The sequence below is a fragment of the Variovorax sp. GW822-FHT04E09 genome, assembly GCF_058800845.1.
Genome location: NZ_JBXAMR010000003.1, coordinates 747,006 through 760,573 on the forward strand (window position 1 = coordinate 747,006; position 13,568 = coordinate 760,573).

General features: G+C 69.8%; 10 protein-coding genes. 5 read left to right on the top strand and 5 right to left on the bottom strand.

Annotated elements, in window-relative coordinates; genetic code table 11:
• Positions 1–44 precede the first annotated feature (44 nt).
• The 4 genes from AC1RL8_RS15765 to AC1RL8_RS15780 all read right to left on the bottom strand — a co-directional run bounded on the left by AC1RL8_RS15765 (position 45) and on the right by AC1RL8_RS15780 (position 5,578).
• Positions 45–1,436 carry an MFS transporter gene (locus AC1RL8_RS15765; RefSeq protein ID WP_070094994.1) on the bottom strand — a complete coding sequence of 464 codons (1,392 nt, stop codon included), beginning with the start codon at positions 1,434–1,436 and terminating at the stop codon, positions 45–47.
• A gap of 1 nt (position 1,437) precedes the next feature.
• Positions 1,438–3,933 carry a TonB-dependent receptor gene (locus AC1RL8_RS15770; RefSeq protein WP_492684746.1) on the bottom strand — a complete coding sequence of 832 codons (2,496 nt, stop codon included), beginning with the start codon at positions 3,931–3,933 and terminating at the stop codon, positions 1,438–1,440.
• A gap of 71 nt (positions 3,934–4,004) precedes the next feature.
• Positions 4,005–5,009 carry a FecR family protein gene (locus tag AC1RL8_RS15775; RefSeq protein ID WP_095746602.1) on the bottom strand — a complete coding sequence of 335 codons (1,005 nt, stop codon included), beginning with the start codon at positions 5,007–5,009 and terminating at the stop codon, positions 4,005–4,007.
• Positions 5,006–5,578, bottom strand: a complete 573-nt coding sequence (locus AC1RL8_RS15780) for an RNA polymerase sigma factor (RefSeq protein ID WP_223301388.1) — start codon at positions 5,576–5,578, stop codon at positions 5,006–5,008. The genes AC1RL8_RS15775 and AC1RL8_RS15780 overlap by 4 nt, the downstream gene beginning before the upstream one ends.
• A 313-nt stretch (positions 5,579–5,891) precedes the next feature.
• Here AC1RL8_RS15780 and AC1RL8_RS15785 point away from each other — a divergent pair, with 313 nt between their 5' ends.
• The 3 genes from AC1RL8_RS15785 (at position 5,892) to AC1RL8_RS15795 (ending at position 11,103) form a co-directional block, all read left to right on the top strand.
• Positions 5,892–6,239, top strand: coding sequence for an STN domain-containing protein (locus AC1RL8_RS15785; RefSeq protein WP_095948771.1), 348 nt, complete (start codon positions 5,892–5,894; stop codon positions 6,237–6,239).
• 194 nt (positions 6,240–6,433) lie between these two features.
• Positions 6,434–9,157: a sensor domain-containing diguanylate cyclase gene (locus AC1RL8_RS15790; protein WP_095746604.1), complete on the top strand. Its 2,724-nt coding sequence runs from the start codon at positions 6,434–6,436 to the stop codon at positions 9,155–9,157.
• Positions 9,158–9,204: 47 nt separating this feature from the next.
• Positions 9,205–11,103, top strand: coding sequence for a GspE/PulE family protein (locus AC1RL8_RS15795; protein ID WP_492684747.1), 1,899 nt, complete (start codon positions 9,205–9,207; stop codon positions 11,101–11,103).
• A 27-nt stretch (positions 11,104–11,130) separates the two neighbouring features.
• Here the strand turns inward: AC1RL8_RS15795 and AC1RL8_RS15800 are convergent, their stop codons facing one another.
• On the bottom strand, positions 11,131–11,820 hold the full coding sequence (locus tag AC1RL8_RS15800) for an EAL domain-containing protein (protein WP_062477265.1): 690 nt from the start codon (positions 11,818–11,820) through the stop codon (positions 11,131–11,133).
• A 398-nt stretch (positions 11,821–12,218) separates the two neighbouring features.
• On the opposite strand from AC1RL8_RS15800, the gene AC1RL8_RS15805 reads away from it, so the two are divergent.
• Positions 12,219–12,749: a Csu type fimbrial protein gene (locus AC1RL8_RS15805; protein WP_070062075.1), complete on the top strand. Its 531-nt coding sequence runs from the start codon at positions 12,219–12,221 to the stop codon at positions 12,747–12,749.
• 8 nt (positions 12,750–12,757) lie between these two features.
• A complete protein-coding gene (locus AC1RL8_RS15810; RefSeq protein ID WP_492684748.1) occupies positions 12,758–13,567 on the top strand; it encodes a fimbrial biogenesis chaperone in 810 nt (269 codons plus the stop codon).
• The last annotated feature ends 1 nt before the right edge of the window (position 13,568 follow it).

Sequence of the window (13,568 nt, forward strand, 5' to 3'; positions counted from 1 at the left end):
AACGAACGATGAAAGAGGGGGAGCGGAATCTCGACGCGGAAGGCTCAGTTCGGCTTCGCTTCGCGCATCAGGCGAACGAACGGGCCTTCGGCGGCGCGCAGCACCATGGCGCCCAGGCTGCCGCCGACCAGCGTGGTCACGACGATGGACACCGCCAGCCCGTTGGGCATCGACTTGAGGGCGTCCGACAACATGCCCACCACCAGCGGCCCCACCACGCCGAAGGGCAGGCTGGCCAGCGTGAGCATGGCGATGGTGCGGGCGCGCAGGTGCGGCGGCGCCGCGTCCTGCAGCACGTTGGGCAGCAGCACCGCGCTGCCGATGAGCGGCACCACCAGCAGGCCCAGCAGCGCGAAGTTGTGGTTGGCCGAGCTCGTGAACAGCAGCAGCGTCGACATCAGCGCCGCCGAGAGATTGCCCAGCATGATCAGGCGCAGCGCCGCGGCCGGCCCCATGCGCGGCTGCACGTAGCGCATCGACAGCACGCCCAGCAGGCCGCCGGCCACCGTGCCGCACAGGAAGGCCAGGCCCATGCCCTGCCCCATCTGCACCGGCGTGACGCCGTAGGTGCGCGCCGTGAGGATCGGCAGCCAGGTGCCCAGCGAGCTCAGGCCCACGCTGGTCAGGCCCACGCCGACCACCAGGCCCGCGAAGGTGCGCCAGTGCTGGCGCAGGTGCTGGCGCAGGGTCGTGGCGCCCGGTGCGTCGGCGGCAGGTGCCCCGGGCTTTGCTTTGGCTTCCTGTGCGCCGCCGCGCGGCGTGCGCCGGATCGACAGCACCAGCAGCGTCACCGGAATGCCGGCGCTGGCCAGCACGAAGAAGGTCAGGCGCCAGGCTTCGAGCTGCTGCATCGCGACGGGCAGCCAGGGCCGCAGGTCGTCGGTGAGGTGCACGATGGTGCCGCCCAGCAGCGCGCCCAGCGCACTGCCGAAGATGGCCGACAGCGCGAACACCGCATTCGCCAGCACCCGCTGCGCCCGCGGGAACAGGTCGGGGATCATGCTGTTGGTGATGGGCGTGAGGCCCGCCTCGCCCACGCCCAGGCCGACGGAGGCGACGAACAGCACGCCGTAGTCCATGGCCGTGCCGCGCATGGCGGTGGCGGCGCTCCACAGCACCACGCAGGCCGCGAGCACCACGCGCCGGTCATAGCGGTCGCTGAGCCAGCCCAGCGGCAAGGTGGCGATGCCGGTGAACAGCACGATGCCCGCGCCCTGCAGCAGCCCGAGCTGCGTGTCGGAGAGCGACAGCGTCTGGCGGATCGGCTCCGTCAGCAGCGTGAGGATGACCTTGTCGATCGAGCCCAGCACCGTCGCGATGATGAGCACCGCCAGCGCATACCAGGCGCTGGTGGGCGCCTTGCGGGTCGTTTCCAGGGCCGCAGGGGCGGCCGCATCCAGCGGCATCGGTGCCGCGAACGGTGGGAGGCCCGACATGTCAGAACGGAACGTTGACGTTCACGCCGATGGTGCGCGCGGGCACGAGCGCCGCGGTTACCAGGTTCGGGTTCGCGTTGAGTCCGGTTTCGATCGACACGATGCCGCGCTTGTTCGTCAGGTTGCGCACGTAGGCCGAGACGCTGAAGCGCTTGAAGTCGATGCCCGCCTGCAGGTCGACCAGCGTGTAGGCCGGCATGTTGATGCTCGGAATGACCGTGCTGCCGCGGTAGCCCGCATCGCGCTTGCCGGTGTAGCGCGCGCTGATGCCGACGTAGGCCGGGTGGTCGGCCAGGCTGAAGTTGCGCGTCACGCCCAGCGTGGCGGCAAAGCGCGGCGTGTGCGGCAGGCGCGCGCCGGCCTTGGCGCCCAGGCCCTTGGCATCCTCGGTCAGGCGCGCATCGACGGCCGCGGCGTTGGCGGTGAAGCGCCACTCCTTGCTGGGCTTCCAGTTGAGCGTGACCTCGCTGCCCTTGATGCGGGCCGCGCCCGCGTTGGTGACGAACACGAAGGCACCGCTGCGCGTGGGCTGCTGCACGCCGGTCCACTCGATGTCGTACAGCGCCGCCTCCAGCGACAGCGTGCGGTCCAGCAGGTCGGCCTTGTAGCCCAGTTCGTAGCTCCACAGCGAGTCGGAGTTGTACATCGGCTGCACCACGTTGCGGTCGGTGTCGGCCTTGAGCACGTTGGGACCGCCGGGGCGGTAGCCGCTGGCCGCGCGGAAGTACATGGTGCTCGTGTCCGACAGCGTGTACTTGGCCGCGGCCAGGTAGGTGGTCGGGCTTTCCGACGAGGTGCCGGCGGCACTGGCGGCGACCGACCCGACGAGCTGGCCGGTCTGGCGGCTGGCGTACTTCTGGTTGTTGCGCGCCAGGCGCACGCCGCCGGTGAGCGAGAACTTGGGCGTCACGTTCCAGGTGACGTCGCCGTAGGCCGCCTCTTCGCGGTAGCGCGAGGACTGCGTCGAGGTCAGCAGGCCGAGGCTGCGGCCCCCGATCAGGTTGGCGTCCATGACGCCGTTGTTGCTGCCGCGTTCGCGGTTCAGGTACAGGCCCGCCAGCCACTCGATGGTGGTGCCCGAGCGCGAGGTCAGGCGGAACTCCTGGCTGACGCGGTGCTGCTCCACGGCACTGTTCACCGGCACCGAGGCCACCGGCAGGCGCAGCGCGCTCAGCATCGGCCCGTAGCGGCCGGTGACGTCGACGGTGTTGTTGATCTTCACGTCCTGCGCGGAGGTGATCGAGTTCAGGCGGGCCCAGCCGAAGTCGTATTCCACGTCCAGCCCGAACAGCTGCGTGAGGTTGCTGTACGACTCGTTGGCCGACAGCTGGCGCGTGCGCTCCCGCGTCCAGGGGCGCAGCGTGCGCTGGTCCATGTCCTCGAAGCCCAGGCCCTTGCGATGCACGTCCTGCACGGTGCCCGTGAGGCGCACCGTGAGTTCGCGCGTGGGTGTGAGCAGCAGCGAGACCCGGCCGCCGTCGGTGTGGCCGCGGTCGATGTTGCGCCCGCGCGCCAGGCCCGTGGCGTCGTAGCTGCCGCCGAACTGATCGGTGAAGGCGGCGAAGCGGATGGCCGCCACGTCTTCCTTGATCGGCACGTTGAGCACCGCGCCGGTCGTGAAGCCCGGACCGCCGCCCTGCGTCCACGAGGTGCCCAGCTTCACCGAGCCCGCGAACTCCATGGTGTCGGGCTGGTTGGTCACGTACTTGAGCACGCCGCTCATGGCACCGGCACCGTACAGCGTGCCCTGCGGGCCGCGCAGCACCTCGATGTGGCTGAGGTCGAGCATGCCCATGTCCAGCGGCGTGTTGCCACCGCTCGCGCCGGCCGAGCTCATGCCGGTGGCCACGTCGTCCACGTACACGCCCACGGTCGCGATGCCCTGCACCGGGCCGGTGGTCAGCCCGCGCATGGTGAGCGTGCCGCCCACGCTGCCGCTGCTGGTGAGGTTCACGCCCGGCTGCTCGGCCACGTAGTCGGCGAGGTTCTTGGCGCCCGCGCGCTCCAGTGCCTGCGCCTTCATCACGTTGACCTGCATCGGGATCTCGCGCACCGGCTCGCGGCGGCGCGTGGCGGTGATGGTGACGCTGTCGAGCGACTGCGGCGCCTCGTCGGCCTGCGGCTTCGCAGCCGCGGCCGTGTAGATCACGATGGCGCCATCGTCACCGCGGCGCGTCTGCAGCGGCGTGCCTTCGAGCAGCCGCGCCAGCGCGTCCTGCGGCGAGAGCGCGCCCTTCACGCCGCGCGTGGCCACGCCCTTCACGTCGTCGACCTTGTAGAGCAGCTGCACGCCGCCCTGCGCGATGTAGGCGTCGAGCGCGGTCTTGAGATCGCCGCCGCTCACGTCGAAGCCCTGCGGCGGGGCCTGCGTCTGCGCGTGCGCGGCCATGCCGCTGGCCAGCGCCCACGCGCCGCCGATGACCCACGGGCGCAGTGCGCCGTACGTTCGCTTCTTCTTCTGGGGCGGCAGGCCGGTGCGGGGCGCGGTGCGATTCATTGTGTGTGTCTCCAGCGTGGTTATTTGTTTGGGTACCCACTGAGACGAATGCCCCGTCACATTCCGGTAATTTACGGATTCGAAATTCTGATTTCGTTGCCGCTCTCATGCGCGGCAAGACCGAAGCCCTGCTTGAGAAGCCCCACGAAGCCGCTCATGTTGTTGGCATCGAAGCTGCCGCCGATGCGCACCTGCGCGATGACCGGGTCGGCGATCACCAGCTTGCGCAGGTTGTAGCGGTTGAACTGCGCGGCCGCGTCGCCCAGCGTGGTCTGGTCGAACACAAGCTTGCCTTCGCGCCAGCTGAGTTCGTCGTCGACCTGCTTGGGTGCCTTGGACATCACGAGCACGTTGTCGGCATGCGTGACCGCGGCCTGGTTGCGCGTGAGCACGGTGGGCTCGGCGCTTCGGGCATCGGGCTTGGCCGCGGCGATCTGCACGCGCCCTTCCTCCACCGTCACGTTCACCTGCTCGCCCTGGCGCCGCACGAGAAAGCGCGTGCCCAGCACGGTGATGCGGCGGTCGCCGGCGATGACGACGAAGGGATGGTTCTTGTCGTGCGCGATGTCGAAGTAGGCCTCGCCCGCGTCCAGCCACACCTTGCGCCCGCTGTCGTTCACGGCCGTGCGCACCTGCGTGGCGGTGTTCAGCGTGAGCTTCGAGCCGTCGGACAGCGCGACCGACTGGCGCGCACCCACGGCCGTGGCGTAGTGCTGGCCGCGTTCTTCCTGCGTGTACTGCCAGCCGAGCCAGGCTGTGCCGGCGGCGGCCACGAGCACGCCGGCGGCGATGCGTTGCAGCGAGAAGCGCGACAGGCGTTGCGCCGGCCGTGCGGCCTGCGGTGCGGGTGCCGGCGCCGGCGTGGGCAGGGGAATGGGAACCGCCGGCGTGCGAAGCGCGCCCAGCCGGTCGCCGCGCTCCCACGCGCTGGACAGCCGCAGCCACGCCACGCGGTGGGCAATGGAGGCGGCGATCCAGGCGTCCAGCTGCTGCTGGTCGGTGTCGGTCCAGTCGCCGCTGTCGCGGCGGGCCAGCCAGTCGGCGGCCAACGATTCGATGCGCTGGGCTTCGCTCATGGTGAGAGCCTCCGCTCGTTCTGCGCTCGCCCGAAGGCCTTGGTGTCCAGTTGCACGCCGCCCGACAGCAGGGCGTCGGCCAACGCGCGCACACCGCGCGAGACCTGCCGCTCGACCGTGTCCTCGGTGATGCCCAGCTGCGTGGCGACCTCGCGCTGCGAGAGCCCGTCGATCTTGCGCATCTCGACCACGCGGCGGCACTTGGAGGGCAGCGCGTCGAGCGCCGTCTGCAGCAGCCGCAGCTCGCCGCGGCCGGCGGCATGGCGTTCGGGCGTGAGCTCGTCGGCCGAGAAATCGAGCGCGTCGAGGTCGGCAATGATCTCGATGGACACGATCTGCGCGCGCCGGGCGCGGTCGATCAGCAGGTTGCGCGCGGTGGCAAAAACGAAGGGCTTGACCTGGTCGGGCATGGATCTGGAGGCGGACTCGTAAATGCGCACGTAGACGTCCTGCCGCAGGTCGGGCACTTCGGCGTCGTCGCGCCAGTTGCGGCGAAGGAAGCGCGTGAGCGCGGCTTCCATCGGCAGCACCTCGCTGACGAACCAGGCATCCAAGTCACTGAGAACCACGAAGCGCTCCTGGAAATTGAAGGGCCGACACACAAAGCGGCAGGTCGCCGGGATTGGCGACAGACAGTGAGACGAACGGCCCGAAGATTTCCGGTAACGCGCGAAGGCCCGCCGGCGAAATTTCTTCGAATTCCCATGCCCGGCGGCGGACCCGGAAATTCTAGAAGGCCGGGCCCGAGGGCTTTTCCCCCTTGCCCCGTTACCGGAAAGTGCGCTCGAACTCGTCTCACCGGGGGCAGAAGAAAAACCAATTCGCGGAAAACAGACCGACATGATTCGAATCCGGAGGCAGCCCCCCACCTTCCTTGCCCTCTTGCTCACCCGCCCCCGCCTTGCCCTTGTGGCCGCCGCCGGCCTGCTGGCGACGGGGCTGGCCGTCGCCCACGCGCGGGAGTTCGACGTGAAGGGCGGCGAGCTGCGGCCCGCGCTCGACGCCTACATCGCGCAGTCGGGCGTGCAGCTCATCTACAAGATGGAAGACGTCAAGGACCTCTCGACCCGGGGCATCAGGGGAAAGATCGCCGCCGACGCGGCGCTGGAGCGCCTGCTCGACGGCACGCGCCTGCGCGTGCGGCGCGGGCAGGACGGCGCGATGGTGCTCATCGCGCCGGCCCGCTCGCCCGCGGCCGCCCGATCGGAGCCGCCGCCGCGCGTCGAGTAATACGATTGGTTTCCCTCGCGCACCTGCGCAACACTCCGGCCCCCAGGAACCCCGCGAGATGCACCGCAATGGCGCGCATTTCTCGCACTTTCTGACACACTAGCTGCGCAACGCGCGAAGGGTGTGTGCCGTGCCCCCATGGCCGGCCCGGCCGGTGGTCCCCGCCGCTTCGCTGCACCGCCTGCACGACGCCCATGAAACTCTTCGCGACCGCGAAACGCCGCATCAGCCTGAACACGCGCCTCAGCGTCGGCGTTGCGGCCGTCGTGCTGGCCACCACCTTCATCATCGCCACGGTGGCGCTGCACCTGGTCAAGAGCCGCATGCAGGCCTCGATCGCCAACGAGGAGTTCGCGCGGCTGTCGGCCATCGCGAGCGCGGTGGAGCAGAAGTTCGCCAGCCGGCGCATCCTGCTGAAGACGATCGCCGAGAGCGTGGGCTCGCACGGCATCACGAACGCCGCGCCGCTGCAGGCCTTTCTCGAGAAGCACCAGTCCCTGCGGGCGGCGTTCGACAACGTCGCCTTCCTGGACACGGACGGCGAGCTGGTCGCCAACCTGAACGGCGCGCGACAGATCGGCAAGGTGAACGTGAAGGACCGCGCGTACTTCAAGGACACGGTCGCCGCGCGCACGGGCGTGATCTCCGAGCCTTACCGCAACCGGCTCAACGGCCTGGCGCAGGTCGCCATCACCGAGCCGGTGCTCGATGCGGCCGGCCGGGTGCTGTTCGTGATCTCGGGCTCCATCAACCTGAAGGACCGCAACATCCTGGGCGAGCTGGCCGACGTGCGCTTCGGGCAGACGGGCTACGTGTTCATCACCACCGCGGACGGCATCGTGATCGACCACCCGCTGGCCGACCGCGTGCTCAAGCAGGCCAACATGGCCATGGCCGACGACGCGCCCGACCTGGACCGCGCGATCGGCGGCTTCGAAGGCACCATCGAAGGCGTGAACCATGCGGGCGTGCCCGGCCTGTACGCCTTCAAGCGCATCCGCCAGGCCGACTGGATCATGGGCTCGATGTACCCGCGCCACGAGGCCTTTGCCCGCATCGAAGCCATCGAGCGCACCGCGTGGATCGGCGCCATCGTGCTGGCGCTGCTGGCCGGCGCGCTCGCGCTGGCCGTGGTGCGCCAGCAGCTGCGCCCGCTCACCGGGCTGCACCGCCACATGCTCGACGCCCACGCGGCGCCCGCGCAGGCGGCCGTGGCGCGCACCTACCCGGACGACGAGATCGGCGACCTCTCGCGCACCTTCGACCGGCTCATGCAGCAGCACCAGGCCAGCGAGAAGTTCCTGCGCGACATCACCGACAACCTGCCGGCCATGATCTCGCACGCCGACGCGCAGGGCCGCTACACCTTCGTGAACGCGCGGCTGTGCGAGGAGCTGGGCTACAGCGCCGAGGAGCTGGTGGGCCAGCCCGTGCAGAGCATGAGCGGCCTGCACGACGACCCGACGCTCGAGCACAACCTGCGGCGCGTGCTGGCCGGCGAGGCCGTGTCCTTCGAGCGGCGCGGCGCCGCGCACCGCGACGAGGAAGAGCACTTCTTCCAGACCGACTTCATCCCCGAGCTCGACGCGCAGGGGCGGGTGTGCGGCTACTACGCGATGACCTTCGACATCACGCAGCGCAAGCACATCGAGCTCGAGCTGGCGCACAGCGAGGCGCAGATCCGCACCATCGCCGACAACATTCCCGCGCTGGTCTCGCACGTCGACGCCGCGCTGTACTACACCTTCGTCAATGCCAAGGTGCGCACGCTGCACCACGGCCAGCCGCTGGTCGGCCAGTGGATGCCGGCCGTGCGGGGCGCGGCCGATTTCGCGGTGGTGCGGCCCCACATGGAGCGCGCGCTGGCGGGCGAGACGGTGATCGTCGAGAAGGCCGGCGACGCGGCGCTGGGCATCGGCGACCGCACCTTCAAGGCCCACTACATTCCCGACCAGGACGCCGAAGGCATGGTGCACGGCGTGTTCGCGATGACCTTCGACATCACCGACGAAGTGAACATCCGCCGCGCCCTCACGCAGCAGGAAAAGCGCCTGCGCGACGTGACCGACAACATCCCCGCGCTGGTCGCCTACTTCGACCGCGACGAGAACTGCCTGTACGGCAACAGCCGCGCGCGGCGCATGGCGGGCCTGGACGAGCGCGCGCCGCTGGACGGCGTGACGCTGCGCTCGGCCGTGGGCGAGGCGGTGTACGTGCAGCACACGCCCCACCTGCCCACGGTGCTCGCCGGCAGGGCCACGCAGTACCCGGTGCAGGTGCCGATCGATGACCGGGAGGCGCACTTCCAGGTGAACCTGATTCCCGACAAGGACCTGGCGGGCCACACGGCGGGCTTCTACCTCATGACCTTCAACGTCACGGCGCTGAAGGAGGCCGAGCGCAAGCTCATCGAGCTGGCGCGCATGGACGTGCTGACCGGCCTGCCGAACCGGCTCGCCTTCAACGAGCAGCTGCCCGCGGCGATGTCGCGCGTGCGCCGCGCCGAAGGCGGCATGGCGCTGATGTTCCTGGACATCGACCACTTCAAGGCCATCAACGACACGCTCGGCCATTCCACCGGCGACGGCGTGCTGGCCGAGTACGCGCGCCGCCTGCGCGCCAGCGTGCGCGAGACCGACACCGTGGTGCGCCTGGCCGGCGACGAGTTCGTGATCGTGCTGGAGAACGTGCACTCGCAGGACGCGGTGGCGGGCGTGGCGCACAAGATCGTCTCGCAGATCGCGGCGCCGGCGTTCCCCGTGGAAGGCCGGCGGCTGGACGTCACGACCAGCATCGGCATCGTGTTCGTCGAGACGGTCGATGCCACCGTCGGTGCCGGCGAACTGCTCGCGCGGGCGGACACGGCGCTCTACGCCGCCAAGTCGCAGGGCCGCAACCGTTTCGCGTTTTACCGTTAGCGTCGGCACGCCCGCCGCGCCCCTCACCCCCACCAGGAGACCCATCCATGGCAGCCACCGAAGTCGTCATGCCCGAACAGCTCGTGCAGGAGCTCGACCTGCAAAGCCGCATGCCGATCGCGCGCATCGGCCAGGCGCTGATGTCGCTGGGCATGATCACGCAGGCGCAACTCGACGCGGCGCTCCAGCAGCAGCAGCGCGAGCCCACGGTGCCGCTGGGCGAGACGCTGGTGCGCATGGGCGTCGTGAGCCGCGGCCAGCTGCAGACCGCGCTGGTGCGCAAGATGGGCTACCCGCTGGTGAACCTGCATATGTTCCCGGCCGCGGCCGACGCGCTGCGCAAGGTGGGCCACGAGGCCGCGCGGCGCCTGCAGGTGATGCCGCTTATGCTGCACGGCGGGCGCCTGGTGCTGGCGCTCGACGACCCGGTCAACCGGCACGCGGTGATCGACGAGGTGGAGTTCATCGCGCAGATGAAGGTGCTTCCCGTGCTGGGCCAGTGCCTGGACCTGGACGGCGTGCTGCACAAGGCCTACGAGAAGGTCGGCCAGGTGGCGGCCGAGCGCCCGGTGGTCGACATGAACGACCCGATGCGTCCGCTCGAGTTCGACATGACGGGCACCAGCACGCTGCTGAAGACGCTCGAGAAGGAAGAGTCGGCCGCCGCGCCCGCCGCCGGCGAGCCGCCCGTGGAGCAGTCGGACAACTCGCTGGTACGCATGATCAACAGCATGATCCTCGAAGCGCACCGCGAGGGCGCCTCCGACATCCACATCGAGAGCGACCCCGGGCAGGAAAAGACGCGCATCCGCTTTCGCCGCGACGGCCGGCTCTACACCTACCTGGAGCTGCCGCCCAGCTACCGCAACGCGGTGGTGGCGCGCGTGAAGATCATGTGCGACCTGGACATCAGCGAAAAGCGCAAGCCGCAGGACGGCAAGATCAACTTCTCGAAGTACTCGCCGCAGCACCGCATCGAGCTGCGCGTGGCCACCATCCCGACCAACAACGGCCTGGAAGACGTGGTGATGCGCATCCTGGCCTCGGCCAAGCCCATCGCGCTCGATGCGCTGGGCCTGTCCGAGCGCAACCTGGCGCAGTTTTCGCAGGCGGTCGACCGGCCCTACGGCATGGTGCTGTGCGTGGGCCCCACGGGCTCGGGCAAGACCACCACGCTGCACTCGGCGCTCATGCGCATCAACACGCCCGAGCGCAAGATCTGGACCGCCGAAGACCCGATCGAGATCACGCAGCCGGGCCTGCGCCAGGTGCAGGTCAACCCGCGCATCGACTGGACCTTTGCCAAGGCGCTGCGCGCCTTCGTGCGCGCCGACCCCGACGTGATCATGGTCGGCGAGATCCGCGACGCCGAGACCGCCAGGACCGCCATCGAGGCCTCGCTCACCGGCCACCTCGTGCTGTCGACGCTGCACACCAACAGCGCGCCCGAAACCGTGACGCGCCTGCTGGACATGGGCATGGACCCGTTCAACTTCGCCGACTCGCTGCTGGCCGTGCTGGCGCAGCGGCTGGTGCGCTGCCTGTGCCCGCAGTGCGTGCAAAGCCGCCCCGCCACGAGCGAGGCGGTCGAGGAGCTGCTGGCCGACTACATGCATGCCTTCGGCGCGCAGGACACGCCGGCCGCGCGCGACGCCGTGCGCGCCGAGTGGGTGCAGCGCCACGGGCGCGACGGCCAGCTGCAGAGCTACACCAGCACCGGCTGCAAGCACTGCAACGACACCGGCTTCCGGGGCCGCGTGGGCATCCACGAACTGATGGTGATGTCGAGGGAACTGCGCCGGCTGGTGCAGGGCGGCGCGCGCGCCGAGGAACTGCAGGACGCCGCGATGCGCGAGGGCATGCGCACGCTGCGTCAGGACGGCATCGAGAAGGTGCTGGCCGGCCGGACCACGCTCGAGGAAGTGCGCGCGACCAGCAACGTCTGACCCACCACGTCGGAGGTCAGGGAAGGCTCAGGCGGCGGCGTCCCACGCCACCGCCGGCAGCGTGGCGATGGCCGGCCGCGCGAACAGGTAGCCCTGGAACAGCTCCACGCCGATCTCGCGCAAGGCGCGCACCTCTTCGGGCGCCTCCACGCCTTCGGCGATCACGCGGATGCGCAGCTCGTCGCAGGTGGCGACGAAGCCGCGCACGATGGTCAGCCGCACCGGGTCGGCATGGATGCCGCGGATCAGGCTCAGGTCGATCTTCACCACGTCGGGCTGGAACGCGGCCAGCAGCTCGAAGCCCGCGTAGGCCGCGCCAAAGTCGTCGATGGCCGAGGTGAAGCCGTGGCGCTTGAAGGCGCGGAACGTATCGGCCAGGCCGTGCAGGTCGCGCACGCGCTCGCCCTCGGTGATCTCGAACATCAGCTGGCGCACGGGGAATTTGCAGCGCTTGGCGGCAGCCATGGCGGTGCGGAAGCACTCGGCCTGCCCCGCGACGTCGTTGGGCATGACGTTGAGGCTCAGGCGCGACTTCATGCCAAGGCGCGAGGCGATCTCGATGGCCTTGACGCGGCAGGCTTCGTGGAAGGCGAAGCGGTCGACCGGATCGACGCGCCCGAGCACCTCGGCAGCGCCTTCGCCCGAGAGGCCGCGCACCAGCGCCTCGTGCGCATAGATCTCGTGCCGGCCCAAGTCCACGATGGGCTGGAACGCCATGGTGAACCCCGAGGCGAGGCCAGCAGGCGCGGCATCAGCATGTATTTCGGCGATCACGTTGGATGGACCTCGCGGGCAAGGTTGCAATGGCGTTGGATGGCGACTCCCAAGAGCGTAAATGTAAACGGTTCTATACACCGCACGCACCACCCCCCTCCGACAAGAGGTCGCGCCCCATGAAGACATCCGACCTAGGCCCGGCCCGGGCTGTAGACCGAAATCACTCATGAGCTCTCCCGGCCTCGAAAAAATCTGTAGCAAGCTGTCGACGACAGGGCTGCATCCTATGTCCCATCGGGGAGAGATTGGTTAGAAAGGGGGCGCCCACTACTGGAAACGGTGGGTGGGTTTTCACTGTCGTTCCTGGGTTTCCAGTCACCGATGAAAGGTCCCGTCCGATGCGCCACCAGCCTCGCTCCCTCCTTCGCACACTGGCCCGTACCGTGCTGCCCGTCGGTGCCTTGTTGACATTGCTGCCCGCGCAGGCGGTCACGACGACCACGACCTTCCAGGTCACGGCCACGGTGCTCAAGGCCTGCCTGATGACCACGCCGGCCACGCTGGCGTTCGGGCCGTACGACCCGGCGTCAGCCACCGCGCTGGCCGGCACGACCAGCCTCAACGTGACCTGCACCTTCGGCACGCCCTACTCGCTCGGCCTGAGCGCGGGCGGTGGCTCGGGCGCGACGATCACGAACCGCCTGATGACCAGCCCCACGGCGGCCGCCGGCAACAACACGCTGGGCTACGGCCTCTTCAAGGACAGCGCGCACCAGACCAACTGGGACAACAGCGTCGCCGGCACCGGCTACGTCGGCAACGGGACGCCCCAGACGCAGACGATCTACGGCCTGATTCCCACGGGGCAGTACACCGCGGCGCCGGCCATCGACTACACGGACACGATCACGGTCTCGCTGACCTATTGAGGGCGCCGTTGACCGCCTTCACCGCAGGCCGCCACGGCATGCGTCGCGCCCTGCTGCCAGTCGCATGGGGGGCCGGCCTGCTGCTGGCCGCCCTCGCTCCCGCCCCCGCCGCGGCCACCAGCCTCAGCGTGGCGCCGCTGCGCATCGTGCTCACGCCGCAGCGCCCGGTCGCCTCGCTCACCATGGGCAACGCCGAGGACACCGAGGTCGCCGTGCAGGCCGAGGTGGTGGCGTGGTCGCAGCAGGACGGGCGCGACGCCTACGAACCCACGCGTGACGTGCTGGTCAACCCGGCCATCTTCCGCCTGCCGCCGGGCGGGCGGCAGATCGTGCGCCTCGGGCTGCAGGTGCCGGCCGACGCCGGCGAGCGCAGCTACCGCATCTTCCTGCGCCAGCTGCCGCGCGACCAGGCCCTGCCGGCGGACGGCACCGAGGGCGCGAAGGTGCAGACGCTGCTGCGCATCGGCGTGCCGATCTTCGTGCCGCCGCTGCAGCTGCGCCGCGCGCTGCAATGGTCGCTGCAGCCTTCGGGGCGCGCCACCGGCACAGCAGGCACCGCCTGGCGGCTGGTGTTCGACAACCAGGGCAGCGAGCACATCCAGGTCACGCAGCTCGTGGTGCGTCGCGAGGACGGCACCGAGCTGCTGCGCAAGAGCCTGTCGCAGTACGCGCTGGCCGGGCAGTCGGCCGGCATCGACATCGAACTGCCCGCCCTGCCGCCCGACACCCGGCTGCAGGTCGAGGCCGCCACCGATGCCCCCGAGGCGTCGTCCAGCGCCACCGTGCGCGTGCCCCGTGCGCCCGCCACGCCACGCTAGC

Excerpts from the sequence above, each read along its gene's own strand:
- AC1RL8_RS15770 (WP_492684746.1), bottom strand. The coding sequence starts at position 3,933 with ATGAATCGCACCGCGCCCCGCACCGGCCTGCCGCCCCAGAAGAAGAAG.
- AC1RL8_RS15795 (WP_492684747.1), top strand. The coding sequence starts at position 9,205 with ATGGCAGCCACCGAAGTCGTCATGCCCGAACAGCTCGTGCAGGAGCTC.
- AC1RL8_RS15790 (WP_095746604.1), top strand. The coding sequence starts at position 6,434 with ATGAAACTCTTCGCGACCGCGAAACGCCGCATCAGCCTGAACACGCGC.
- AC1RL8_RS15800 (WP_062477265.1), bottom strand. The coding sequence starts at position 11,820 with ATGGCGTTCCAGCCCATCGTGGACTTGGGCCGGCACGAGATCTATGCG.
- AC1RL8_RS15775 (WP_095746602.1), bottom strand. The coding sequence starts at position 5,009 with ATGAGCGAAGCCCAGCGCATCGAATCGTTGGCCGCCGACTGGCTGGCC.
- AC1RL8_RS15765 (WP_070094994.1), bottom strand. The coding sequence starts at position 1,436 with ATGTCGGGCCTCCCACCGTTCGCGGCACCGATGCCGCTGGATGCGGCC.
- AC1RL8_RS15805 (WP_070062075.1), top strand. The coding sequence starts at position 12,219 with ATGCGCCACCAGCCTCGCTCCCTCCTTCGCACACTGGCCCGTACCGTG.